Genomic DNA, 26,254 nt, shown 5'->3' on the forward strand with positions numbered 1-26,254 from the left:
AATAATTCAATATTAATTTATAAAAGAGTAAGAAACATGTTTAGCAGCTTAACTGAACGCCTTTCAAAAAGTTTACGTAATATTATTAACAAAGGAAGGCTTACGGAAGATAACATTAAGGATACTATAAGAGAAGTAAGAAAAGCATTATTAGAAGCTGATGTTACATTATCAGTAATAAAAACATTTATAAAAAATGTTACCAAAAAATCAATTGGTTATGAAATCAATAAAAGTCTTACCCCTGGTCAAGAATTTATAAAAATTGTACGAAATGAATTAATTTTAGCTATGGGTGAAAAAAATAATGATTTAAATCTATCTGCTCGTCCACCCGCAATAATATTAATAGTTGGTTTACAAGGAACAGGAAAAACTACCACTGTAGCTAAAATAGCTAAATGGATACAAAATAAATACAAAAAAAAAATACTTATTACATCTACTGATATTTATCGTGCTGCTGCAATAAAACAACTTGAAATTTTATCTAATCAAATTAATACAGATTTTTATTCATCTAATATCAACCAAAAACCAATCAATATAATAGAAGAGGCTATTAAATATGCTCAATTAAAATTATGTGATGTTTTACTAATAGATACAGCAGGACGTTTACATGTCGATGAAATAATGATGAATGAAATACAACAAATACAAAATTTTTCTAAACCTATTGAAACACTATTAGTAGTCGATTCAATGATGGGTCAAGATGCAATTAATATGGCTAAGAGTTTCAATCAATATTTATCTATATCAGGTATTATATTAAGTAAAACTGATAGTGACTCTAGAAGTGGAATTGCATTATCAATGCGCTATATTACTGGAAAACCTATTAAATTCATAGGTACAGGTGAAAAACTAACAAATTTAGAAATATTTCATCCAGAACGTATGGCTGATAAAATTTTGGGAATGAACAAAGTTGTATCGATGATTAAAGATATTGAAGAAAAAATTAATCAATCTAATTTACAAAATTTAACTAAAAAACTTAAAAAAGGCCATGATTTTAATTTAAATGATTTTTTAATTCAAATAAAAGAAATGAAAAAAATGGGAGGTTTAAACTATTTTATAGATAAATTTTCAAACAATAAAATGATGCATAATAGTTCATTGTTAGAAAATGATGAAAATACTTTAAATAAAATCGAGGCAATAATATATTCAATGACACCTAAAGAAAGAAATAATCCGATAATTATAAAAGGTTCTCGTAAACGTAGAATTGCTTTAGGATCTGGAACGCAAATTCAAGATATAAATAAATTATTAAAAAATTTTGATGATATAAAAAAAATCATGAAAAAAATTAAAAACAATGGAATTGGAAAAATGATTCGTAATATAAAAAATATATTACCTAAAAATTTTTAAAATATATCAAAATAATTTTAACACTTAACAATCAAAGGAAAAAAAATGGTAAAAATTCGATTAGCTCGATATGGAAACAAAAAACGCCCGTTTTATAAAATAGTAGCAGCAGATAGCCGCTTTTCTAGAGATGGTCGTTTTATTGAAAGATTAGGTTATTTTAATCCATCATCCAAAGATATTACCACTTCTATTAAATTAAATATTACACGTATTATGTATTGGCAAAAAAATGGAGCTAAACTTTCAGAGCGATCAAAAAAATTAATTAAGTTATTTAAAAAAAATGAGGGAATATTATAAATATTATATTAAATACTTTAATTGATCCTATTCTAGTAGGAAAAATAGGAAGAGTTTACGGAATATTAGGTTGGCTAAATTTTTTTTCTTTTACAGAAAATCAAGAAACAATATTTAGTTATTTTCCATGGTTTATCTTAAAAAATAAAAAATGGGAAATTATTAAACTAAAAAATTGGAAACAACATAATAACCATTTTATTATTCAAATCAATAATATTACAAATCGATCTCTTGCTAGTAAATGGACTAACACTGAAGTTTTTATTAGTAGCAATCAACTTCCAAAACTTGATCAAAATGAATACTATTGGAATGATATTATCCAATGTAAAGTATTTAATATTACAAATAAATATTTAGGTATAGTAATTAATTTAATAAGTAACAAATATAATGATATTCTTGTTATAAAAAATGAATTCAAAAAAAATCACACAAAAAAAACAATGATTCCGTTTATTAATAAAAAAATAGTAACAAATGTAGATATTAAAAACAAAATTATAACAGTCAAATGGAATTAAAATATGATATCTCAATTAAAAAAAAAGATAATCAAACATTAATATCATTTTATATTATCACTATATTTCCAGACATGTTCCATTCAGTTTCAAATTATGGAGTAACCGGAAAAGCAATTCAAAAAAAGATTATTGATCTTAATTGTTTAAACCCAAGAGATTTTGCTAAAAATAAATATAAATCTATAGATGATCGTCCTTATGGAGGAGGACCAGGAATGTTGATGAGCGTTGAACCATTATATTTATCAATTAAATATGCAAAATCTTTATTAAAAAATGCGACAGTTATTTATTTGTCTCCACAAGGGAAAAAATTAAATCAAAATAATATTTTTAAATTAATTAAGAAAAAAAAAATCATTTTTATATGCGGTAGATATGAAGGAATAGATCAAAGAATCATCGATTCTTTAGTAGATGAAGAATGGTCAATAGGAGATTATATACTTACTGGTGGAGAACTAGCAGCTATGGTTATAATAGATTCTATTGCTAGATTTATTCCCGGTGTTATTCATACAAAAAAATCAATAGAAAAAGAATCTTTTTATAATAATTTGCTTGATTGTCCACATTATACCAGACCTAAAAAAATTTATGATATGATAGTTCCAGATGTGTTGCTGTCTGGTAATCACAATAAAATTCGTTTATGGCGTTTAAAAAAATCTTTAGAAGAAACTCTTAAAAAAAGACCAGATTTATTAGAAAAAAAAATTTTAAAAAAAGAAGAAAAAATAATTTTAAACGAATTTAAAAAAAACAAAAAATAAAAATATCATTAATTGATAATTATTTTATTTAGTAGAGGTAAAAATGATCAATATAATTCGAAAAATAGAAGAAGAACAACTCAAAAAAAATGTGCCTAATTTTCGACCTGGAGATACAGTAGAAGTAAAAGTATGGGTCATTGAAGGAGCGAAAAAAAGACTACAATCTTTTGAAGGAATAGTAATTGCAATAAAAAATAGATTTTTAAATTCATCTTTTACTATTCGTAAAATTTCAAATGGAGAGGCTGTAGAACGAGTCTTTCAAACTCATTCATACAATATTGATAATATTACTATTAAAAGAAAAGGATTAGTTAGAAAAGCAAAGTTATATTTTCTCAGAAAACGTACTGGAAAATCTGCTAGAATTAAAGAAAAAATTAAATAAATTTGTTGTTTAAAACAGTCAATATGCAGTCACGACGTTATTCTTGACTGCACTTAATACTTTTTATATATTATTTTTTAAAATATTAAACAGTACCACCTATAGTTAATTTATCTATTTTAATAGAAGGTTGTCCTATTCCGACAGGAATGTTTTGACCTTCTTTGCCACACATTCCCATGCCTTGATCCATTTTTAAATCATTTCCAACCATGGATACTTTTTGCATGACCTCTATACCAGATCCTATCAATGTAGTATTTTTAATTGGAGTAGAAATTTTGCCTTTTTTTATCAAATATGCTTCTGAAGTTGAAAAAACAAACTGTCCAGAAGTGATATCTACTTGACCACCCGAAAAATTTACGGCATATATCCCATAATCAATACTTTTAATAATATCTTCTATTTTTGAACTTCCAGATAACATATATGTATTAGTCATTCTTGGCATTGGTAAATGAGAGTAAGATTCACGACGACCATTACCAGTAGATTCACTTCCCATTAAACGAGCATTAAGTTTATCTTGCATATATTTTTTTAAAATTCCGTTTTCAATTAATATATTATATTGTCCGGAAACTCCTTCATCATCAATATTTAATGATCCACGTTGATTTTTTATTGTGCCATCATCAATTATAGTGCATAATTCTGAAGCAACTTTTTTCCCGATCATATTGGTAAACACTGATGTTCCTTTTCTATTAAAATCTCCTTCTAAACCATGCCCTACAGCTTCATGTAGCAAAACACCAGGCCAACCAGACCCTAAAACAACAGGAAAGGTACCAGAAGGAGCTTCTTTTGAAGATAAATTCAATAAAGCTATACGAACTGCTTCTTTAGTCCAATAGTCAATTCTAACTTCTTCTAAAAAATCATCTTTATTTAATAAAAAATTATAATTAGTACGACTTCCTCCTCCGCTTCTTCCTCGTTCTATTTTACCGCGCTCTTCAACTAAAACACTAACTGAAAATTCGACTAATGGTCTTATATCTGCAGCTAAATTTCCATCAGTAGATGCAACTAAAATTTTTTCATAAGACCCACTTAAAGTAGCATTAACTTGTACAACACGACTATCAACATTACGAGCAATATGATCAACTCTATAAAGTAAATTAATTTTTTCACTAGAAGTGAATTTTTTTAATGGATTTTTAAAATCATAAAAAGAATTTTTCTTTTGCTCTATAAATATTTTTGGTTTTATTTTTTTTTCTTTGCGATCAATTATGCTTTTTGCCATTTGAGCGCTTTTTCTAATAGCATCTATCGATATTTGATCAGCATATGCAAACCCAGTTTTTTCTCCAGAAATAGCTCTAATCCCAACACCTTGATCTAAATGATAAAATCCTTCTTTAATAATTCGATTTTCTAACACCCAAGATTCACAAATACGTGATTGAAAATATAAATCTCCATAATCTAAATTATGAGTAGAAATATCTTCTAATATTTCAGATAGATTTTGACGATTTAATTTATTTAAAGTTAATAAAGATTCACTAACTAATTCCAATGTCATTTGAACTCACTTGTATATTTAAAATATTATTATGTTTACATTATAAAATATAAAAAAAAAATAAAAAATATTTTTTATAAAAATATTATATATAATCTTAAAAATTTATTATAAAATAGAATGATAAATTTTTTAAATTAATTTAATTGCTACATTGAGCTAAAAATGAAAAAAAAGATAAATGTATTACTAATAAATGGGCCTAATCTAAATCTTTTAGGAACTAGAGAACCGAATATATATGGAAATAATACTTTACAAGATCTAATAAATAACTTAAAAAAAAAATCAGAAAAATTAAATATATTATTAAATCATATACAGTCTAATGCAGAACATATATTAATTGAAAAAATACACTCTGCTAAAGAAGATAATATTGATTATATTATAATTAATCCAGCAGCTTTTACACATACTAGCATAGCTTTAAGAGATGCACTAATTGCTACTTCTATACCATTTATAGAAGTTCATATTTCTAATATTTATAGTAGAGAAAACTTTCGTTCTCATTCATGGTTTTCCGATATTTCTCAAGGGGTAATTACAGGATTAGGGCTAGAAGGTTACTATTGGGCATTAAAAACAATATCTAAAAGATGTTTAATAAAAAAATAAAATTTATTATAATTTTGCACCTTCTTTAATTATAAATTGATAGAAAGTGCAATCATATCTAAAACCTATAAAAATTTTAAAAAATTAATTCATACCATATTTTTTTAATTTTTTTCGTAAAGTACTACGATTTATACCCATCATTAAAGCAGCTTTTGTTTGATTTCCACGTGTATATTGCATGATTACATCTAGTAATGGCTGTTCAAGTTCAGATAATATTAATGGGTATAAATTATTAATATATTTAGTATTATCTAAATTTAATAAATAATTTTCTAAAGATTTTTTAACTAATAAACGCAAAGGTTTTTTTATAACTTTATTTTGATTATCTTTAGTAAAGTTTACTAAAAATTTTTTATCTATTAAATTTTCTGGCATAAAATTATCAACTCTTTAATTTTTTGTATAATAAAATTAATATTATTAAAAATTAAAACATATTATATAAAAAAATAATATATTTTATAGTTGTTGCTCTAAATTGAGAATAAGATCTTTCATATCATTAGGTAAATCAGTTCTAAAACTAATTAATTTTTTAGTAGTAGGATTTAAAAATTCAATATAATGCGCATGTAATGCTTGACGAAAAAAAACTTCATTTTTAAAAAAACACTTTTTTTGTAAATAGTTAAAAGAATAATTGATCCCACCGTATAAAGGATCACCTAATAAAGGGTATTTAATATGTAACATATGAGCGCGAATTTGATGAGTTCGACCTGTTTCTAATTTTAATAAGATATGTGTATAAAATTTAAATCGTTTAATTATTCTATAATGTGTAATAGCAGGTTTTCCTGATTCATGTGCTATCATACATATTCTTTTAGTAGGATGACGCATTATAGGGCAGTTAATTGTACCACCAGAAATCATATTTCCTTTTACAATAGCTTGATATTCTCGAATAACTTTTTTAGATTTTAATAATTCTACTAAATAATAATACGCAAAAATTGTTTTAGCTATCACCATTAAACCGCTCGTATTTTTATCTAAACGATGAACAATTCCGCAACGAGGTAAATATTTACTATTTTCATAATGATATAATAATCCATTTAAAATTGTATTACTATTGTTTCCAGCTCCAGGGTGAACAACGACACCAGGAGATTTATTTATAACTAATAAGTCATTATCTTCATATACAATATTTAAAGAAATATTTTCCGGTAAATCAGATATTATCTTTTTAAAAATTGGGTAAATAGTAATTTTTTCACCTCCTAATATTTTTTTATTAGGTTTGTTTTCTATTTTATCATTAACATATACATGATTGGTAAGAATCCAATTTTTAATACAGGAACGCGAATACTTCCGAAAAATTTGAGAAATAGTTAAATCTAATCTTTTTCCTGAAATTGTGTTATAAGGAGCTAATATACTTATTTTTTTTTTTTTCAATACAAAATCCTTATTTTTAAAATATATTTGTTTAATCTAAATCTTTATTTTCACAGAATATGATATTCTAATACATATTAATATAATAAATACTATTAATACAAAATTTCATTAAATTATAGAAAATATATATTATGCTAAAAAAAAATATTTTAATTATTTTTATACTACTGCTTATACATTCTTCAGCGTGTTCTCAAAATACGCAACAAAAAAAAATTATTCAAGAAAAAATATTTTATGAATATTGCAAAAAAGAACTAAAAGAAAATAAATTTGATAGCGCAATATTTCATTTAGAAAGCATGAAAAAAAAAAATATTTCTAATGCTTATTCCGATAAAATTCAAATTAATTTAATTTATGCATATTATAAAATTGAAAATTTTCATATGGCGCAAAAAAATATAAAAGAATTTATAGAACTATACCCAAAACATCCAAATATTGACTATATTTTTTACATAAAAAGTTTAATAGATATATCGCTTGATAAAAATATTTTTTTCAAAATATTAACTATAAAAACTTATAAAAGCGATCCTGTTTATGCAAGAAAAGCTTTTTTTGAATTAAAAAATTTTTTATATAGTTATCCTAAAAGTATTTATATTACAAATGTAAAAAAAGATTTATTTTATTTAAAACAACGTTTATCAAAATATGATTTTGAAATATTAAAATATTATTTTAATCATAAAAAATATATAGCAGTTATTAACCGGGGTGAGGAAATACTTCAAAAGTATCCAGAAACTTCATATGTAATAGAAACATTAAATTATATGCAACAATCTTTTATTCAATTAAAAATATTTGATACTGCTAAAAAAATATCTAAAATTATTTCACTAAATAAATTTTAAATTTTTTAATTAAATAGTTTTAATTCGTAACAAATTTAAATGTTAAATTATATTTTTAAACACTTTAATAGCATAAACGTTATTTTTAAAAAAATTAAAAAATATGAAAAATACAACAAATGAAATACGAAAAAAATTTTTACAATTTTTTCAAAAAAAAGGACATACTATTCTTCCAAGCAGTTCTTTAATTCCAACAAATGACTCTACACTACTATTTACTAATGCAGGAATGAATCAGTTTAAAGATTTTTTTTTAAATCCGAAAAAAAAAAAATATTCTCGCATAACTACTGCACAACGTTGCTTAAGAACAGGAGGAAAACATAATGATTTAGAAAACGTAGGATACACAGAAAGACATCATACATTATTTGAAATGCTTGGAAATTTTAGTTTTAATGATTATTTTAAAAAAGATGCCATTTTATATGCATGGGAATTATTAACATCTAAACAATGGTTTAACATTAATAAAAATAAATTATGGATTTCAGTATATAAAAATGATGAAGAAACATATAAAATATGGATTGATATTATTAAAATTCCTCCTGAACATATAATTAAAATAGGTGATAAAGATAATTGCAAATATCATTCTGAAAACTTTTGGCAAATGGGGGATACTGGACCATGCGGGCCATGTACTGAAATATTTTATAATTATGACGCAAAAAAAAATCATGATTTTTCTGAATTTTTAAAGAATAAAAATGAATATTTTATCGAAATCTGGAATATTGTTTTTATAGAATATAATCGTATTTCTTCAAATAAAATAATTCCTTTAAAATATAAATCTATAGATACAGGAATGGGTTTAGAAAGAATTGCTGCTGTTTTACAAAATGTAAAATCAAATTATAAAATCGATGTTTTTCAAAAATTAATTCACAACATTTCCCGCTTCAGTAATATAGAAAATTTAAATAATATATCTTTAAAAATAATTTCAGATCATATTAGATCTTGCATATTTCTTATTTATGAAAACATAATTCCATCGAATGAACATCGAGGATATATTTTAAGAAGAATTATTAGAAGAATGTTAAGACACGCATATAAAATTGGAATAAAGAAAAATTGCTTTTATAAAATTATTCCTTATTTTATTGAAAACATAAGTGAAAATTTTAATTTTTTAAAAGAAAAGGAAAAAAAAATTCAAGAAATATTAAAATTAGAAGAAATTCAATTTTCTGAAACTCTTGAAAAAGGATTAAAAATATTAAATATAGAAATTAAAAAAACATACAATCAAAAAATTTCTGGAAAAACTGTTTTTTATCTTTATGATACATTTGGATTCCCTGCTGATTTAACAATAGATATTTGTCGTGAACAAGGAATCGAAATAGATATTAGTAGTTATTATTTAGAAAAAGAAAAACAAAAAAAACTATCAAATATAGGAAATAAATTTTCTTTAAATTACAATCAAATAATAAATATTAATGATCATTGCACTTTTGAAGGTTATAAAAAAAACACAATTAAAGCATTAATAAAACATATTTATGTAAATAAGGAATCAGTTTCATTAATTTCTGAAGGCCAAAATGGAATTATTTTCCTTGATAAAACATGTTTTTATCCAGAATCTGGTGGTCAGATAGGTGATATAGGTGAATTGCATTATAAAAAGTCACGTTTCATAGTTGAAAATACAAAAAAATATGGAAATACAATCGGGCATATTGGAAAAGTAATTGTAGGAAAATTTGAAATCAATAATTTTTTATATACTAAAATTGATAAATTTTATAGAAAAAAAATTCAAATAAATCATTCTGCTACTCATTTGCTTCATGCCGCATTACGTAAAGTATTAGGAGATATGGTCACCCAAAAAGGATCTTTAGTAACGAATACACGTTTAAGATTTGACTTTTCTTCTCCTAAAATTATAAGTTTATCTGATATACAAAAAATCGAAAGAATTGTAAACGAAGAAATATATAAAAATAATTTAATTAAAATTCAATATTGTAGTTTAGAAGAAGCAAAAAAGAAAAAAGCAATAGCACTATTTGAAAATAAATATGATTCGATTGTTCGCGTTGTATTTATTAAAAATTTTTCTATAGAACTTTGTGGCGGAACACATACGACTAGAACTGGAAACATTGGGTTATTTAAGATAATAGAACAATCAAGCATTTCATCCGGTGTTAAAAGAATAGAAGCTATAACAGAATCCGAAGCAATAAAATTTTTACATATTAAAGAAAATGAAATCGAAAATATATCCACTGCTTTAAAAACTAAAAGTATTAATTTTAAAGAAAAAGTAGAAAAACTAATAATACAAATCAAAAATTTAGAAAAAAAAGTAAATATTTTGCAAAATAAAGAAAATATACATCAAATTAATAAAATATCTAAAAATATTGAAAACATAAAAGGAGTGAAATTATTAATTCACATATTTCACAATTATGATTATAAATCATTAAAGTTAATTATTGATCAATTAAAAAACGATTTTAAAAGCGCAATTATTATATTTATAAATAAAAACAATAATCATTTTAAAATAATTGCAGGAATTACAAAAAATTTGACTAGTTATTTAACTGCATTGGAAATTATGAAAATTTTTATTAAAAATTCCAATGGAAAAGGAGGTGGAAAAGAAGAAATCGCTGAAGGCGCAAGTCTAAATACGACAAACTTATCTAAAATTTTAAAAATTATTAAATTATGGATTAATTTAAAACTAAAAAATAAAAAAGACGATTTTTTATAAAAAACATATAAAATAAATATACTTAGTTTCAAACTACATTAATTTATAATGTAATATATCAATATAGTATAATAATATACTATGTAAATAAATATTGAAATATTTTACAGTTTATAATTAGCACTGTATTATTTTAATTCCAGGAATCAGATTGGATGAACTCTTTTATTTCAAGGAACAAAGAATGCTTATTCTAACTCGTCGAGTTGGCGAAACATTGATAATTGGCGATGAAATAACTGTAACAGTGCTAGGGGTAAAAGGAAATCAAGTTCGTATTGGTGTAAACGCTCCTAAAGAAGTTTCAGTGCATCGTGAAGAAATATATCAACGTATTCAAGCGGAAAAAAACAGTAAAAAAAATAAATAATAAGTATTGCATCTTACTCTTCATAAGTAAGATGCATTTTATATTTTTATTAAATAATTTGTTGTCGTTTATCATTTATTTTTAAAAAAAAATTGACTTATATTTAAAAAAAAGTAAAATTAAAATAATAAAAAATCGGTGAAATGGCCGAGAGGCTTAAGGCGCTCCCCTGCTAAGGGAGTATGTAGAAAAACTCTGCATCGAGGGTTCGAATCCCTCTTTCACCGGCAAAAAATTGCATCCGTAGCTCAGTTGGATAGAGTACTCGGCTACGAACCGAGCGGTCGGAGGTTCGAATCCTTCCGGATGCACAAATTCTAACCAAGAATTTATTATCCTATAATAAAAAAGTTTTTTAAAAATAATTAAAAATTTAACTTACTTGGGAGAAAAAGTTGATAGAGGATATCTCAGAAAAAATTACTTGGCTAGAAAAAAACTCATCAATATTAAAAAATATTTATCGAGGTATTGAAAGAGAAACTCTAAGAATTAAAAAAAATGGAGATTTTTCAAATACTCAACACCCATATAAAATTGGTTCTTCATTAACACATCGATGGATTACAACTGATTTTTCTGAAAATTTATTAGAATTTATCACTCCAAAAACTAATAGTATAGATGATTTATTAAATTTTTTAAAAAATCTTCATTCTTTTGTCGCATATAAAAATCCAAAAGAGTTAATGTGGCCTTTTAGTATTCCATATATATATAAAAAATCAACAAAAATTCAAATTGCAAAATATGGCAGTTCTAATTATGGAGCGTTTAAAACTCTTTACAGAAAAGGTTTAAAAATAAGATATGGTGATTTAAAAAATACTATTTCAGGAATACACTATAATTTTTCATTACCAACAGCATTTTGGAAAAAAAACAAAATAGATAATGCATCTTCTGGTTATTTAAATTTAATTCGGAATTATTATCGATTTGGTTGGATCATTCCATATTTATTTGGATCATCACCTGCAATATTAGAAAACTTCTTAACAAATAAAAAGTATAAATTTCAAAAAAATAAAGAAGGTATACTATATTTACCATGGTCAACTTCATTAAGATTGAGTGATATGGGATATACAAGCACTTCGATTCAAGATCTAAATATTACATTTAACAATCTAGGTTCATATGTTGATTCTTTAAAAAAAGCAATAAATACACCATCCAAAAAATTTTCTGATTTAGGATTAATAAATCAATTTGGAGAGTTTCAGCAATTAAATACTAACATATTACAATTAGAAAATGAATTATATACACAGATTAGACCTAAAAGAAACACTAATTTTGGAGAATCACTTTTAGATGCTATACAAAATAGAGGTATTGAATATGTAGAAATACGTTCTTTAGATATAAATCCATTTTCATCTATTGGAATTAATAAAAATCAAATACTTTTTTTAGATTTATTTTTAATCTGGTGCTCTTTAATGCACTCTCCTAAAATAAACAAAACAGATTTTTTATTTATTACTAAAAATTGGAATAAAATTATTTTTGAAGGACGAAAACCAAATCAAAAAATTTATATTAATGAAAACAAAAAGTATAAACTAAAAAAAATTGGTAAACGAATATTCCAAGATTTAAAAAAAATAGCTATTATTCTTGATAATGAATTAAAAAATTCAGAATATCAAAAAGTATGCGATAAAAAAATACTTTTCTTTGAAGATCCAAAATTAACTTATTCAGCTAAATTTTTAAATATATTTATTGAAAATAGCAGCATAAAAAAAACAGGATTAAATTTAGCTAATACATATCATAATCAATTTATTAAGCGATTTTATTATAATTCACATAAAAAAATTCTTGAAGATGAAACTATTCGCTCTCATAAAAAAGAAAAAGAAATAGAAAAAAACGAAATATTATCTTTAAAAGATTATCTAAAAAAATAAATTATTCTCCCATGCTAAATTAACATGGGGAAATCATGAATAATTTGATATAATTATTCATATTAATGTAAGATATCTACATAAATTATTTTTTAAGAAATATATATATGCAATATTATAATTTTTTATTAAGATAATTCATCTACTTTATCTATTTTTTCCCATGGAAATTCTTCTCTTCCAAAATGTCCATATACAGATGTTTTAAAATAAATAGGCTGTAGTAAATTAAGCATTTTAATTAATCCGTATGGACGTAAATCAAAAATATCTCTAACTAAATCAATTAATGCTTTATTACTAAGTTTTCCAGTGCGAAAAGTTTCAATCATAATAGAAGTAGGTTCGGCTATTCCAATAGCGTATGATAACTGAATTTCACAACGATCTGCTAAACCTGCTGCTACAATATTTTTTGCTACATACCTAGCAGCATATGCTGCAGATCTATCTACTTTAGATGGATCTTTTCCAGAAAAAGCTCCTCCACCATGTCTAGACATTCCTCCATAAGTATCCACAATAATTTTTCGACCCGTTAAACCGCAATCTCCCATTGGACCCCCAATAACAAATCTTCCAGTAGGATTCACAAAAAATTTAGTATTTTTCGTTATCCATTTCTTTGGTAAAACTGGTTTTATAATTTCCTCCATAATAGCTTCTTTTAAAATACGTTGATTAATATTTTCTTTATGTTGAGTTGAAAAAACAACTGTATCAATTCCCACTATATTTCCATTTTTATATTTAAATGTTACTTGACTCTTAGCATCAGGTCTTAACCAAGATAAAATATTTTTTTTTCTTAATTCAGATTGTTTTTTTACTAATAAATGAGCGTAAGTAATAGGTGCAGGCATTAAAACTTCTGTTTCGTTCGTAGCATAGCCAAAAATAATACCTTGATCACCAGCACCTTGTTCTAAAGGATCAGAACGATCAACTCCTTGAGTAATGTCAGGTGATTGTTTTCCTATTGCACTTAATATAGCGCAAGAATTTGCATCAAAACCTGTTTCTGAATTAATATAACCAATATTTTTAATAGTATTTCGAGTAATTTCCTCAACATCAACCCAAGCAGTAGTAGTAATTTCACCGCCAATTAAAACCATTCCTGTTTTTACATAAGTTTCACAAGCAACTCGTGCTTTGATATCTTGTTTAATAATTTCATCTAATAAAGCATCAGAAATTTGATCAGCAATTTTATCTGGATGACCTTCTGAAACTGATTCTGATGTGAAAAGATATTCATTCATTATATTGCATATTCCTTTTAATTAAATGATTTATTAAAACTAGAAAAATATACTTAATTTAATATTTTATTAAACAAAATATTTTTGCTAGAATATATGTTAATATATATATCATATTAAATATTTTTATTTAAAAGAACATTTAAATAATTTTTTTTAAAATAAAAAAATAATAATAATTGTTTAGTATAAAACATGATTAAAAAAATATTTCTTATCTTAATTAGTGCATTTTTTTTTTAATTATTATAAAAAAAGATAATGTAAAAAAAAATCATATAAAAAGTTTTCAACAAGCTAAAATTTTAGCGATTAAAATACATAAAAATGCGCCTGGAACATTTTATTGTGGATGTAAAATTACTTGGTATAATAAAAAAGGAATTCCTAATTTATCATCATGCGGATACAAAATCCGTAAAAATAAGAATCGAGCACAAAGAATTGAATGGGAACATGTTGTTCCAGCATGGCAATTTGGACATCAAAAAAAATGTTGGAAAAAAGGAGGAAGGAAAAAATGCATGAAAAATCGAAATTATCAAAATTTTGAATTTGATTTACATAATTTGCAACCTTCTATTGGAGAGATAAATGGAGATCGTTCTAATTTCATGTATAGCGAATTAAATAGCAATGTAAAACAATATGGTAAATGCAGCATGAAAATAGACTTTAAAAAAAAATTAGTAGAACCGCCTAAAATAGCTCGGGGAGCTATAGCTAGAACTTATTTTTATATGAATACAATATATAATCTTAAATTATCTATACGAGAAAAAAAATTATTTAACAAATGGAATCTTAGTTTTCCAGTTACTAAATGGGAATGTATAAGAGAACATCTAATATTTAAAATTCAAGGTAATCATAATCATTATGTATATAAAGAATGTCTAAATAAAAATTACTTTTTTAAAAAATGAAAAATCGTATTCCACGCATTTATATTGATAAAAATTTAAAAATCAATGAAAAAATAATTTTGAACTCATCTAATACACATTATATAATCAAAGTATTACGTATGAATACTCAAAATAAATTAGAAATATTTAATGATACAAATTATATTTTTTTATCTAAAATCATTGAAATTAAAAAAAAAATAGTAACTATTTTAATTTTAGAACAAGAAAAAAAAAATATTGAATCCCCATTGCTAATTCATCTGGGATTAGTTATATCAAAAAATAAAAAAATGAATTTTGCTATTCAAAAATCTATTGAATTAGGCGTACATACAATCACTCCAATATTTTCACAATATTGTAATTTTAATAAAAATAAAAAAAATATTTTAAAAAAAAACGTTGATTGGAAAAATATAATAATTGCTGCATGCCAACAATGTCGACGTAATATTATTCCAAAAATTAATCATATAGAAAATATTAATACATGGTGTGAAATATCAAATAAAAATGAAACAAAAATTATTTTAGATCCAAAATCTATAATTAATATTAACCAATTACCAAAAAATATTAATTATATTCGATTATTAGTTGGTTGTGAAGGTGGATTTTCACTATCAGAAGTACAAAAAGCAATCAAGCATGAATTTATTCCAGTTAAATTAGGACCAAGAATTTTAAGAACAGAAACAGCTGCAATTGCAGCAGTAACTGCTTTACAGATTAGATTTGGTGATTTATAAATTTAATCATATAAAAATAGATTTTAATAATAAATGATTTATAATTTAAAAAATCTATTTTTCTATAATTTTTACACTGTTTTTTGTACCCATTAGTATTATATCTGCACCTCTTAAAGCAAATAAACCAACAGTAACAACTCCTGGTAATAGACTAATTTTTTTTTCTATATAAATAGGATCATATATATATAAATTATGTATGTCTAAAATTATATTGCCATTATCCGTGATAACATTTTTTCTAACTTTTGGCTGCCCTCCTAATTTAATTATTTCATTTGAAATAAATGATTCAGCTATAGGAATAATTTCAATAGGTAGTGGAAAAGAACCTAATATATTTACTTTTTTTGTTTGATCTATAATACAAATAAATTTTTTAGAAATAGCTGCAATAATTTTTTCCTTAGTTAACGCTGCACCTCCACCTTTAATCATCTGCATATTATTATTTATTTCATCAGCGCTATCAATATAAATTTCTAATGTATTAAAAGTATTCAAATTTAAAATATTATTAATCCCGTTTTTTTTTAACAAAATTGTTGAAGAATTTGAACTAGAAACCACTCCAGATATTAAATGTTTTACTGTACTTAAAGCTTCAATAAAATAAAAAACAGTACTTCCTGTCCCCACTCCAATGACGGTTCCAGGGGAAATATAATCTAGCGCAGCCCAAGCTGCTTTTTTTTTAAATTCATTTAAATTCATAATATAAAAACCTATTTTATTTTATATAAATATTCTAAAATAAAAATAGCAAAATTTTTAATGTAAAAATAAATACAATAATACTATATAAAATTAAAATAGTTTATATTTTATCTATAAAATATTATTTTTATTAGAAAACTAGAAAAAGAATAAATTAGATGGCTGGGGTACCTGGATTCGAACCAGGGATGCCGGTATCAAAAACCGGTGCCTTAACCGCTTGGCTATACCCCAAAATAAAAAGTGAAAAAACACATATACGGGAGGCGAGATTTGAACTCGCACACCTTACGGCGCCAGAACCTAAATCTGGTGCGTCTACCTATTTCGCCACTCCCGCAAAAAAACTTTTATTTGGTAGCTACGACGGGATTTGAACCCATGACCCCAGCGTTATGAGTGCTGTGCTCTAACCAACTGAGCTACGTAGCCATATTAACAATAAATAAATTATTTTATTCAACATTTTTGAATTAATTATTTTTTTTATTCTATAATAAATAAAATAGATTATCAATATAATTATTAATTTAAAAAAATACTTTTTAATAAAAAATCTTTATGTTTTTGACATATTCTCAAATAAATTAAATTGAAGGAAAAAATGAAAAATAAAATTGAAAAATATAGTAATAATTTTATTTATAATATTATTAAAGAAGATTTAAAAAACAATAAATTTTCGTTATTACATACTCGTTTCCCTCCAGAACCAAATGGCTATCTACATATTGGTCATGCTAAATCAATATGCTTAAATTTTGAACTTGCAAATTTATACAATGGATATTGTAATCTTCGTTTTGATGACACCAATCCTCTTGAAGAAAATATTAAATATATTCATTCAATTAAAAATGATATTAAATGGCTCGGTTATAAATGGAATAAAAAAATTTATTATTCTTCAGATTACTTTCCACAACTATATAAATATGCAAAAGAATTAATTAAAAAAGGTTTAGCATACGTAGATCAATTAACAAAAGAACAAATACGCGAATATAGAGGAACATTAATTACTTCTGGAAAAAATAGTCCTTATAGAAATAGAAATATTGAAGAAAATTTAAAATTATTTAAAGATATGAAAAAAGGACGTTTTAATGAAGGAGAAGCTTGTTTACGTGCTAAAATTGATATGAGTTCTTCATATATTATAATGCGCGATCCTGTATTATATCGTATTATTTATACTGAACATCATCAAACAAAAGATCAATGGTGTATCTATCCTATGTATGATTTTGCTCATTGCATTTCTGATTCAATAGAAGGTATTACGCATTCTTTTTGTACTTTAGAATTTCAAGATAACAAACGTTTATACGATTGGATTTTAAAAAATACTAGCGTTTTAAATCGCCCTAAACAATATGAATTTGCCAGATTAAATTTAAAATATTCAATTTTATCAAAAAGAAAAATAAAAACACTTATTGAAAAAAAAATAGTCAATAGTTGGGATGATCCTAGAATACAAACTATTTCTGGATTAAGAAGAAAAGGATATACAGCGTCTTCTATTCGAAAATTTTGTGAAAAAATTGGTGTCACTAAACAAAATAATTTAATAGAGTTTTCTATGTTAGAATATTGTATTAGAAACGAATTAAATGAAAAAGCTATACGTACTATGGCTATTTTAGAACCAATAAAATTGTATTTATATAACCTTGACGATAAATATGAAGAAGTACTTACTGTTCCAAATCATCCTAAAAAACCAGAATTAGGTACTCATGAAATTATTTTTACTAATACAATATATATTGAAAAAGAAGATTTTAAAGAAAAATATGAAAAAAATTATAAAAGATTAAAAATTGGCGAAGAAATACGTTTAAGATATTCATATATAATTAAAGCAGAAAAAATAGAAAAAGATAAAAATGGAAAAATTATACAAATAATATGCTTTTGTGATCTTAATACATTAGGAAAAAAATCGAATAATAAAAAAAACCCAGCAGTAATACATTGGATTTCAGTAAAAAATTCATTTTCATCAGAATTTAGATTATATGAAAAGTTATTTAATATACATAATCCAGAACAAGAAAAAAATTTTTTATCTTTTTTAAATCCTAATTCAATGATTATTAAAAATGGTTTTATTGAAAAAAAAATAAGTCAAGAAATACAAAAAAAGATTAATGATATTAAAATAAAAAATATAAATTTATTTTTTCAATTTGAAAGAATTGGATATTTTTGTATAGATTTAGTTGATTCAAAAAAAAATAAATTAATTTTTAATAGAACTGTTAGTTTACGAGATACATGGAATAAAAAAAATAATTAATATAATTTTTAAAATTATATATACAATTTAATTAACAAACTAATTTTGCTTATTAATACAATTCAATTAAAGATTTTAATCTTTAAATTACTTATCTATTTTAACTAATGTTTTATATTTAGCATGACTAAAAATTATATTTTCATCACTGGTGGTGTTGTTTCTTCTTTAGGAAAAGGTATTGCAGCAGCTTCTTTAGGGGCTATATTAGAAGCAAGAGATCTTAAAATAACTATTATGAAATTGGATCCATATATTAATGTTGATCCAGGCACTATGAGCCCTATTCAACATGGAGAAGTATTTGTAACTGAAGATGGAGCTGAAACTGATTTAGATTTAGGACACTATGAACGATTTATTCGAACAAAAATGACATGTTTAAATAATTTTACAACAGGAAGTATTTATTCAGAAGTATTAAAGAAAGAAAGAAGAGGGGATTATTTAGGTGCTACTATTCAAGTAATACCTCATATTACTAATGCTATCAAAGAAAGAATTATATTATGTTCTAAAAAAAGTGATGTTATCCTTGTAGAAATAGGTGGAACAGTTGGAGATATTGAATCTTTACCATTTTTAGAAGCAATTCGACAAATAGCAGTTGATATTGGTCGAAAAAATGTAATTTATATACATTTAACTCTCGTGCCTTATATTGAAACAGCTGGAGAAATTAAAACTAAACCAACACAGCATTCTGTTAAAGAGTTGTTATCTATTGGAATACAACCAGATATTTTAATCTGTCGATCCCAAAAAAATATACCAATCAATGAAAGAAAGAAAATAGCACTTTTTTGTAATGTTCCAGTTAATGCTGTTATATCTTTGAAAGATGTTGATTCAATATATACGATTCCAAAATTATTAAAAGATCAAAAATTAGATAATTATATTTGTAAATATTTTAAATTAAACGTTCCTGAAGCTAATTTAACGGAATGGGAAAAAGTTATTTATGAAGAAAAAAATTCTAAGGACACCATTGTTGTTGGTATTATTGGTAAGTACGTCAAATTACCTGATGCATATAAGTCCGTGATAGAAGCACTAAAACATGCAGGACTAAAAAATAAAATCAAAGTTAATATAAAACTAATTAATTCTCAAGAAATAGAAAATAAAAATTTTCAATCTTTGAAAAATCTTAATGGTATTTTAATACCTGGAGGCTTTGGAGATCGTGGTGTAACGGGAAAAATATTATCAGTAAAATATGCTCGAGAAAACAACATTCCATATTTTGGAATATGTTTAGGCATGCAAATAGCCATCATAGAATTTGCACAAAATGTAATAGGGATTAAAGATGCTAATTCTACAGAATTCGATCCTAAATGTAAATTTCCTCTGATTCAATTAATTAAAAAACAAAACCAAAATATAAAATATATTGTTAATAATAAAAAAAGAAAAAATTCTAATTTAGGAGGGACGATGAGACTGGGTAGTCAACCTTGTAAATTAAGTCATAACAGTTTATCTAGGAAACTATATAAAAAAGATATTATCTTAGAAAGACATCGGCATCGCTATGAAGTAAATAATATTTTATTAAAAAAAATTGAAAAATTTGGATTTAAAATTACGGGACGATCGAAAAACAACAATGTAGTTGAGATTATAGAAATATCAAATCATCCATGGTTTCTTGGTTGTCAATTTCATCCTGAGTTCACTTCTACACCACGGGATGGACATCCATTATTTATAGGATTTATTAAATCAGCAGAACAATATAAAAATAAAACTAATAAATATATAAAGGTAAAAAATGACTAAAATAATAAATATAATAGGTCGTGAAATTTTAGATTCTCGAGGAAATCCTACAGTAGAAGCCGAAGTTCATCTTGAAGATGGATCTATTGGTTTGGCATCAGTACCTTCTGGTGCTTCTACTGGATCTTTAGAAGCATTAGAGTTACGTGACGAAGATAAAAATCGTTTTATGGGAAAAGGTGTACTTAAATCAGTTGAATTAATTAATAATAATATTCGTCATGCTTTAATAAATAAAAACGCTTATGATCAAAATCATATTGATCAAATTATGATAAATCTAGATGGTACTAAAAACAAATCTAAATTAGGTTCTAACTCAATTTTATCTATATCCTTAAGTGTAGCAAAAGCAGCTGCATCTTCAAAGCGAATTCCATTATATCAATATATAGCAGAATTAAATAATTCATCAGGTATTTTTTCAATGCCTCTTCCAATGATTAACATTATTAATGGTGGAGCACATGCAAATAATAATATTGATCTGCAAGAATTTATGATACAACCTATTAGTGCAAAATCAATTAAAGAAGCAATACGCATGGGATCAGAAATATTTCATTCATTAGGAAGTTTACTTAGAGATAAAGGTATCAGTACAACAGTAGGTGATGAAGGTGGATACGCTCCTAATTTACAATCTAATGAAGAAGCTTTAAATTTAATTCAAGATGCAATAAATAGAACTAAATATAAGCTAGGTAAAGATATTACGTTAGCTATAGATTGCGCAGCTTCTGAATTATATGATATAAATAACAAAAAATATCAATTTAAAGGAGAAAAAATAAAATTTAATTCAATGGAATTAACTCATTATTTAAAAAAATTATGTAATAGATATCCTATTATTTCGATTGAAGATGGTCAAAGCGAATCTGATTGGGAAGGATTTATATATCAAACAAAAATATTAGGAAATACTATTCAATTAGTAGGAGATGATCTTTTTGCTACAAACCCGGAACTTTTAAAAAAAGGAATTAAAAAAGAAATTGGAAATGCTATTTTAATAAAATTAAATCAAATTGGAACGTTAACTGAAACAATTAACACTATCAAAATTGCAAAAGAAGCTAATTATAGCACTATTATTTCTCATCGCTCTGGTGAAACTGAAGATGCTACAATAGCTGATTTAGCAGTAGGAACAGCATCTGGGCAAATTAAAACAGGATCTATATGTCGTTCTGATAGAACAGCAAAATACAATCAACTTATTAGAATTGAAGAAAATTTAGGTATAAAAAATGCTCCTTTTTATGGTTTAAAAGAAGTAAAATCATCTTTTTCAAGATTATAAAATTTTTAAAGAGAATCAGGTATTTTATAATCAATATACCTGTTTCTCATTAAATTCAACCTCAGTAATTAATTTACGGATATTAATATAATGCATTATCCAATTAACGAAATTTTTCAAACCATACAAGGTGAAGGTTATTATACTGGTACACCATCAATTTTTATTCGATTACAAGGATGTCCAGTGCACTGTCATTGGTGCGATACTAAATATACATGGGTTTGTTCTGATAAAGAAAACGTTTCTATAAAAGAAGTAATAAATAAAAACCAAGTTAGTAAGAAATGGAGCTATTTAACTATAAACGATATATTAGAAACATTAAAAAAATGGACTGCTAAACATGTAGTTATTAGCGGAGGTGAACCATGTTTATATAATCTTTTATATATAACAAAAATATTAGAAAAAAAAGGTTATCAATGTCAAATAGAAACTAGTGGTATAAAAAATATTATATGTTCTTTAAATACTTGGGTGACTCTTTCTCCAAAAAAAAACATAAGACCATTAAATGAATCTATAATACGTTCTAATGAAATAAAATTCCCTATTTTAAAAAAAGAAGATTTATTATATGTATATGATATTTTATCAAACATAAAAGATAAAAAAAAACGTATTATTTATTTGCAGCCTATTAGTCAAAATAAAAAAGCATTAAATATATGTATGAATATCTGTATGAAAAAGAATTGGAAATTATCAGTACAATTGCATAAATATATTAATATTCAATAAAATTTTATTATTTTTTAAATTTCTTTATAAATACATCCAGAAGTGCATGTTTCTTTAATCATAACAGCACTTAATGCTAATAAATTAGGTTTTAAACGATCCCAGATCCATTTTGCTAAAACTTCACTAGTAGGATTTTCTAATCCTGAAATGTCATTAAGTAAATAATGATCCAACTGATCATAAATAGGTTGAAACAACAATTTTATATCATTGTAATCCATTATCCAACCTTTATCTTTTTTAACTTCTCCTTTAATCTCTAATCGAACAAAAAAAGAATGACCATGTAATCTATTACATTTGTGCTCTTTAGGAAGGTTTGGTAAATAATGTGCTGCTTCAAATTGAAAATCTTTAAATATAGTAGTATGAATCATTTTTTATATATCTTATAAAAATTAATTAAGTTTTTAATATTTTTTTAATCTTATATTAGGAAAAAGATTTAATAAGTTAATCGGATTTCCTTGAAACCTTATTTCAAAATACAATTTTGCTAAATTATTATTAGAATATCCCATAGTAGATATTTTTTGATTTTCATATACCTGATCGTTTAATTTTACAAAAATATTTTTGTTAAATCCATATATACTTAAATAATTATTATCATGTTTAATAATAATTAATTTTCCATAAATTTTAAAAATATCACCAATATAAACCACTTTCCCCTTAGAAGATGCAAAAATAGATTGTCCTTGAGTACCTGATATTTCAATACCATCGTTTTTAATAGAATAATTATAAAAAAATTTCATATTTGAATTTTTTAAAGGCCAATACCAACGTTCAGAAAAAACATTTTTTTCTTCATTATAGTTTTTGTTATAAATAAAACATATTTCAGTTAATAGTTTGTTTTTATTAAAAATATTTTCAATATTTAATTTTTTATTAAAAAAACTTGTATATAAAACATGTTTTTTATATTTATCACTATAAATAGTATAGTTTATTTTTTTAGTATCAATTATTGAAATGTTATTTACTAATATTTTTTGACCGATAAATATTTTATCAGGCTTACGAAAATTATTATATTTTAATAATTGACTAAAATTATAATGAAGGCGTTTTGAGATAGAATATAAAGTATCGTTTTTTTTAACAACATAAAATATACTAAAAATATTATCTTTTAAAAAACCAATATAATTTTTATTTTTAATAATAACTGAGTATTTTTTAGAAAATTTTTTATTTTTTTTTAAAAATGAAAAACATTCTGTTTTTATATTTTTTTTTTTAAATTATTTTTAATGTATAAAAACTTTTTGCAATTTAAAGAGATATTTTCTTGTTTTTTAAATAAATTGTTTGCAAATATATAGTTATTATAAAAAAATAATATAAATATTGATAAAAATAACTTTTTTCCAAAAAAATTAAATTGCATTAAATTACACCATTTATTAATATAATCAATATTACTAAAAATATTATATTTAATAAAATTATTTTAAATAAATTTTATTTTTATATTTTAATAACATTACAATAGATTGACACGCAATCCCTTCTTTTCTTCCAATACAACCTATTTCTTTTGAGCTTGTGGATTTAATACTAATATTATCTATTTTAGTATTTAAATCAATTGCTAAATTCGATCTCATTAAAAAAATATAAGATAACATCTTAGGAGTTTCAGCAATAATAGTACTATCTATGTTAGATATATAATAATTTTTTAAGCAAATTTTTTTCCAAATGATTTTTAATAAAATTCTGCTATCAATATTTTTATATTTTTTTCTTGTACTTGGGAAAAAAGTTCCAATATCTCCTAATGCTAAAGCTCCTAATAATGCATCTATTAAAGAGTGTATTAATACATCACCATTAGAGTGAGCAATTAACCCTTGATGATTAGGGATATTTACTCCTCCAATAACTAATGGTTTTGAACTGCCAAACGCATGCAAATCAAAACCATATCCAATTCTCATATTGTTAATATACCTTATTTTAAGTATTAAATAATTCTTTAAGATAAATTTTAGCAAAAATAAGATCTTCAGGAAAAGTAATTTTAATATTTTTATAGCTTCCTAAAACTATTAACGGACTATATCCACAGTATTCTAAAGCTGAAGATTCATCTGTGATATCAATATCATCGCGAATAATTTTTTCTAAACAAAATCGTAGTAAATTTATTGGAAATAATTGAGGAGTTAAAGCATGCCATAATTTTTCACGAGAAATAGTGTGTGATATTCTTTTAGTTTTATGAACAATATATTTAATAGTATCAGATGTTGGTCGAGCTAAAATACCACCTATTTTACTTTTTTTAACAATAGCAATTAATTTTTCTAAATCTGTATAGCTTAAACAAGGCCGAACAGCATCATGAACTATGACCCAATTTGCATTTGTTGGTACAATTAATCCTGATAAAACTGAATGAATTCTTTTTTTACCACCAATTACAGATGTAACTCGTATATTAGATGCTATAGACAATTTATGAAAATATTTATCTTTTTTATGTAAACTTACAATAATACGAACTATACTAGGATGTGATAACAATCTCATTAGAGTATATTCAAGAATAGTACGATTTTTAATTTTTATATATTGCTTTGGAATATCTAATAACATTCTTTTACCGATTCCTGCAGCCGGAACAACAGCTACAATTTTGGGTTGTAAACTATTCCGAAATATCATTTTATACCTAACATTATGTATTTAAAATATAATTTTAATCTTTAATTTTATTATTTAACTCTTGAATTTCTAGTAGTAATTTGTTATTTTTTATTTCAAGATCTTGATTTATTTTTTTTTGAATTATAATTTTTTTATAAATTTTTATATAATCTAAGATACCGTTTTTTCCAACCCAAAGAGAATATTGCAACCAAAAAAACAACAAAAATAAAAATACTTTCAATATTCCCATATAATGACTCTAAATAATTTTATTTTAGTATTAAAATAATTTATGAATATGTAGAAAAAAATATAACATTATTTTCATATAATTTTTTTATTAATTTTTTAATATTTTCTTTTATAGAAATTGTACCATCTAAATGAATATCAGGTGTTTCTGGAGCTTCATATAAAGAATCTACACCAGTAAAATCTGATATTTCATTACAACGAGATTTTTTATATAACCCTTTAGAATCACGTTTTTCACATATATTAAGAGGAGTATCAACAAAAACTTCTAAAAAATTGTTTTTTCCTAAAATATTAGAAGCCATTAATCTTTGTTTTTTATACGGAGAAATAACAGAAACTAAAACCATAATACCTGCATCTAACATTAATTTAGCAACTTCCGAAATACGTCGAATATTTTCATCGCGATCAACAGCGCAAAAAGTTAAATCTGAACATAATCCAGATCTAATATTATCCCCATCTAATACATAAGTATTAATATTATTTTTAAATAATATTTTTTCTAAAATATTAGAAATAGTGGATTTTCCTGATCCTGATAGTCCTGTAAACCATATCACTTTAGATTTATAATGATTTTTATTTTCTCGTTTTATACGAGTTACTTCATATTTTTGAAAAATAATATTTTTTTTAAAGTTACTGTTCATTTTAATAAA

General features: G+C 24.0%; 27 protein-coding genes and 5 tRNA genes. 18 read left to right on the plus strand and 14 right to left on the minus strand.

The features are described from left to right. The first annotated feature begins 36 nt into the window (after nucleotides 1-36). From ffh to rplS, 5 genes are read left to right on the plus strand one after another with little or no spacing between them, the layout of a single operon-like run. Nucleotides 37-1,389, plus strand: coding sequence for a signal recognition particle protein (gene ffh / locus D9V60_RS01990; RefSeq protein WP_158360680.1), 1,353 nt, complete (start codon nucleotides 37-39; stop codon nucleotides 1,387-1,389). A 45-nt stretch (nucleotides 1,390-1,434) separates the two neighbouring features. Further along, the gene (gene rpsP / locus D9V60_RS01995) at nucleotides 1,435-1,692 is read left to right on the plus strand and encodes a 30S ribosomal protein S16 (protein ID WP_158360681.1); all 258 of its coding nucleotides are present in this window, start codon (nucleotides 1,435-1,437) and stop codon (nucleotides 1,690-1,692) included. A 44-nt stretch (nucleotides 1,693-1,736) separates the two neighbouring features. Further along, nucleotides 1,737-2,219 carry a ribosome maturation factor RimM gene (gene rimM / locus D9V60_RS02000; protein ID WP_258013343.1) on the plus strand — a complete coding sequence of 161 codons (483 nt, stop codon included), beginning with the start codon at nucleotides 1,737-1,739 and terminating at the stop codon, nucleotides 2,217-2,219. Nucleotides 2,220-2,233: 14 nt separating this feature from the next. Then, nucleotides 2,234-2,995 carry a tRNA (guanosine(37)-N1)-methyltransferase TrmD gene (gene trmD / locus D9V60_RS02005; protein WP_158360877.1) on the plus strand — a complete coding sequence of 254 codons (762 nt, stop codon included), beginning with the start codon at nucleotides 2,234-2,236 and terminating at the stop codon, nucleotides 2,993-2,995. A gap of 43 nt (nucleotides 2,996-3,038) precedes the next feature. Continuing rightward, nucleotides 3,039-3,386: a 50S ribosomal protein L19 gene (gene rplS, locus D9V60_RS02010; protein WP_158360682.1), complete on the plus strand. Its 348-nt coding sequence runs from the start codon at nucleotides 3,039-3,041 to the stop codon at nucleotides 3,384-3,386. Nucleotides 3,387-3,471: 85 nt separating this feature from the next. Here the strand turns inward: rplS and tldD are convergent, their stop codons facing one another. Beyond that, nucleotides 3,472-4,926, minus strand: a complete 1,455-nt coding sequence (gene tldD / locus D9V60_RS02015) for a metalloprotease TldD (protein WP_158360683.1) — start codon at nucleotides 4,924-4,926, stop codon at nucleotides 3,472-3,474. Between the two features lie 165 nt (nucleotides 4,927-5,091). Here tldD and aroQ point away from each other — a divergent pair, with 165 nt between their 5' ends. Further along, nucleotides 5,092-5,547 carry a type II 3-dehydroquinate dehydratase gene (aroQ, locus tag D9V60_RS02020; RefSeq protein WP_158360684.1) on the plus strand — a complete coding sequence of 152 codons (456 nt, stop codon included), beginning with the start codon at nucleotides 5,092-5,094 and terminating at the stop codon, nucleotides 5,545-5,547. Between the two features lie 84 nt (nucleotides 5,548-5,631). On the opposite strand, the gene fis is transcribed toward aroQ, so the two are convergent. Both fis and rluD read right to left on the minus strand, forming a co-directional pair. Then, nucleotides 5,632-5,931 (minus strand): DNA-binding transcriptional regulator Fis, encoded by a 300-nt coding sequence (fis, locus tag D9V60_RS02025; protein WP_158360685.1) that lies wholly within the window; start codon nucleotides 5,929-5,931, stop codon nucleotides 5,632-5,634. Between the two features lie 84 nt (nucleotides 5,932-6,015). Continuing rightward, nucleotides 6,016-6,966, minus strand: a complete 951-nt coding sequence (gene rluD, locus D9V60_RS02030; RefSeq protein WP_158360686.1) for a 23S rRNA pseudouridine(1911/1915/1917) synthase RluD — start codon at nucleotides 6,964-6,966, stop codon at nucleotides 6,016-6,018. 134 nt (nucleotides 6,967-7,100) lie between these two features. Between rluD and D9V60_RS02035 the strand changes: the two genes are divergently transcribed. The 6 genes from D9V60_RS02035 (at nucleotide 7,101) to gshA (ending at nucleotide 12,876) form a co-directional block, all read left to right on the plus strand. Further along, nucleotides 7,101-7,832 (plus strand): outer membrane protein assembly factor BamD, encoded by a 732-nt coding sequence (locus D9V60_RS02035; protein WP_158360687.1) that lies wholly within the window; start codon nucleotides 7,101-7,103, stop codon nucleotides 7,830-7,832. A gap of 103 nt (nucleotides 7,833-7,935) precedes the next feature. After that, nucleotides 7,936-10,587, plus strand: coding sequence for an alanine--tRNA ligase (gene alaS / locus D9V60_RS02040; protein ID WP_158360688.1), 2,652 nt, complete (start codon nucleotides 7,936-7,938; stop codon nucleotides 10,585-10,587). A 184-nt stretch (nucleotides 10,588-10,771) separates the two neighbouring features. Beyond that, complete coding sequence (gene csrA, locus D9V60_RS02045; RefSeq protein WP_158360689.1) at nucleotides 10,772-10,957, plus strand: carbon storage regulator CsrA; 186 nt, start codon at nucleotides 10,772-10,774, stop codon at nucleotides 10,955-10,957. A 137-nt stretch (nucleotides 10,958-11,094) separates the two neighbouring features. Continuing rightward, a tRNA-Ser gene (locus D9V60_RS02050) sits at nucleotides 11,095-11,184 on the plus strand. 10 nt (nucleotides 11,185-11,194) lie between these two features. Next, nucleotides 11,195-11,268: transfer RNA gene (locus tag D9V60_RS02055), tRNA-Arg, on the plus strand. An 84-nt stretch (nucleotides 11,269-11,352) separates the two neighbouring features. After that, nucleotides 11,353-12,876 (plus strand): glutamate--cysteine ligase, encoded by a 1,524-nt coding sequence (gshA, locus tag D9V60_RS02060; RefSeq protein ID WP_158360690.1) that lies wholly within the window; start codon nucleotides 11,353-11,355, stop codon nucleotides 12,874-12,876. 128 nt (nucleotides 12,877-13,004) lie between these two features. Here the strand turns inward: gshA and metK are convergent, their stop codons facing one another. Next, complete coding sequence (gene metK, locus D9V60_RS02065; protein ID WP_158360691.1) at nucleotides 13,005-14,141, minus strand: methionine adenosyltransferase; 1,137 nt, start codon at nucleotides 14,139-14,141, stop codon at nucleotides 13,005-13,007. Nucleotides 14,142-14,371: 230 nt separating this feature from the next. On the opposite strand from metK, the gene D9V60_RS02070 reads away from it, so the two are divergent. Continuing rightward, nucleotides 14,372-15,067 carry an endonuclease gene (locus D9V60_RS02070; RefSeq protein ID WP_158360692.1) on the plus strand — a complete coding sequence of 232 codons (696 nt, stop codon included), beginning with the start codon at nucleotides 14,372-14,374 and terminating at the stop codon, nucleotides 15,065-15,067. Continuing rightward, nucleotides 15,064-15,801, plus strand: coding sequence for a 16S rRNA (uracil(1498)-N(3))-methyltransferase (locus D9V60_RS02075; RefSeq protein ID WP_158360693.1), 738 nt, complete (start codon nucleotides 15,064-15,066; stop codon nucleotides 15,799-15,801). Before D9V60_RS02070 ends, D9V60_RS02075 begins: the two co-directional genes overlap by 4 nt. 54 nt (nucleotides 15,802-15,855) lie before the next feature. On the opposite strand, the gene rpiA is transcribed toward D9V60_RS02075, so the two are convergent. From rpiA to D9V60_RS02095, 4 genes are all read right to left on the minus strand, one after another. Beyond that, entirely contained in the window at nucleotides 15,856-16,518 is a 663-nt protein-coding gene (gene rpiA, locus D9V60_RS02080; RefSeq protein WP_158360694.1) for a ribose-5-phosphate isomerase RpiA, read from the minus strand. A 162-nt stretch (nucleotides 16,519-16,680) separates the two neighbouring features. Continuing rightward, a tRNA-Gln gene (locus D9V60_RS02085) sits at nucleotides 16,681-16,755 on the minus strand. Nucleotides 16,756-16,779: 24 nt separating this feature from the next. After that, nucleotides 16,780-16,861 (minus strand) — tRNA-Leu (locus D9V60_RS02090). Nucleotides 16,862-16,876: 15 nt separating this feature from the next. Beyond that, nucleotides 16,877-16,953, minus strand: a tRNA-Met gene (locus tag D9V60_RS02095). Between the two features lie 172 nt (nucleotides 16,954-17,125). Between D9V60_RS02095 and glnS the strand changes: the two genes are divergently transcribed. The 4 genes from glnS to queE all read left to right on the plus strand — a co-directional run bounded on the left by glnS (nucleotide 17,126) and on the right by queE (nucleotide 22,664). Further along, on the plus strand, nucleotides 17,126-18,826 hold the full coding sequence (gene glnS, locus D9V60_RS02100; RefSeq protein ID WP_158360695.1) for a glutamine--tRNA ligase: 1,701 nt from the start codon (nucleotides 17,126-17,128) through the stop codon (nucleotides 18,824-18,826). A gap of 123 nt (nucleotides 18,827-18,949) precedes the next feature. Then, nucleotides 18,950-20,614 carry a CTP synthase gene (locus D9V60_RS02105; RefSeq protein ID WP_158360696.1) on the plus strand — a complete coding sequence of 555 codons (1,665 nt, stop codon included), beginning with the start codon at nucleotides 18,950-18,952 and terminating at the stop codon, nucleotides 20,612-20,614. Continuing rightward, nucleotides 20,607-21,920: a phosphopyruvate hydratase gene (gene eno / locus D9V60_RS02110; RefSeq protein WP_158360697.1), complete on the plus strand. Its 1,314-nt coding sequence runs from the start codon at nucleotides 20,607-20,609 to the stop codon at nucleotides 21,918-21,920. Before D9V60_RS02105 ends, eno begins: the two co-directional genes overlap by 8 nt. Nucleotides 21,921-22,010: 90 nt before the next feature. Then, a complete protein-coding gene (gene queE / locus D9V60_RS02115) occupies nucleotides 22,011-22,664 on the plus strand; it encodes a 7-carboxy-7-deazaguanine synthase QueE (RefSeq protein WP_158360698.1) in 654 nt (217 codons plus the stop codon). Between the two features lie 14 nt (nucleotides 22,665-22,678). On the opposite strand, the gene queD is transcribed toward queE, so the two are convergent. The 6 genes from queD to cysC all read right to left on the minus strand — a co-directional run bounded on the left by queD (nucleotide 22,679) and on the right by cysC (nucleotide 26,245). After that, the gene (gene queD, locus D9V60_RS02120) at nucleotides 22,679-23,041 is read right to left on the minus strand and encodes a 6-carboxytetrahydropterin synthase QueD (RefSeq protein ID WP_158360878.1); all 363 of its coding nucleotides are present in this window, start codon (nucleotides 23,039-23,041) and stop codon (nucleotides 22,679-22,681) included. Between the two features lie 36 nt (nucleotides 23,042-23,077). Next, nucleotides 23,078-23,428, minus strand: coding sequence for a murein hydrolase activator EnvC family protein (locus D9V60_RS02125; protein WP_158360699.1), 351 nt, complete (start codon nucleotides 23,426-23,428; stop codon nucleotides 23,078-23,080). Between the two features lie 696 nt (nucleotides 23,429-24,124). Further along, complete coding sequence (ispF, locus tag D9V60_RS02135) at nucleotides 24,125-24,619, minus strand: 2-C-methyl-D-erythritol 2,4-cyclodiphosphate synthase (protein ID WP_158360700.1); 495 nt, start codon at nucleotides 24,617-24,619, stop codon at nucleotides 24,125-24,127. A 19-nt stretch (nucleotides 24,620-24,638) separates the two neighbouring features. Further along, entirely contained in the window at nucleotides 24,639-25,349 is a 711-nt protein-coding gene (gene ispD / locus D9V60_RS02140; RefSeq protein WP_158360701.1) for a 2-C-methyl-D-erythritol 4-phosphate cytidylyltransferase, read from the minus strand. A 34-nt stretch (nucleotides 25,350-25,383) separates the two neighbouring features. Next, the gene (locus D9V60_RS02145) at nucleotides 25,384-25,584 is read right to left on the minus strand and encodes a septum formation initiator family protein (protein ID WP_158360702.1); all 201 of its coding nucleotides are present in this window, start codon (nucleotides 25,582-25,584) and stop codon (nucleotides 25,384-25,386) included. A gap of 40 nt (nucleotides 25,585-25,624) precedes the next feature. Then, nucleotides 25,625-26,245, minus strand: a complete 621-nt coding sequence (gene cysC, locus D9V60_RS02150) for an adenylyl-sulfate kinase (RefSeq protein WP_158360703.1) — start codon at nucleotides 26,243-26,245, stop codon at nucleotides 25,625-25,627. Nucleotides 26,246-26,254: the final 9 nt, after the last annotated feature.

The sequence above is a fragment of the Buchnera aphidicola (Aphis craccivora) genome (assembly GCF_005082145.1).
In the GTDB taxonomy this organism is placed as follows: domain Bacteria; phylum Pseudomonadota; class Gammaproteobacteria; order Enterobacterales; family Enterobacteriaceae; genus Buchnera; species Buchnera aphidicola_U.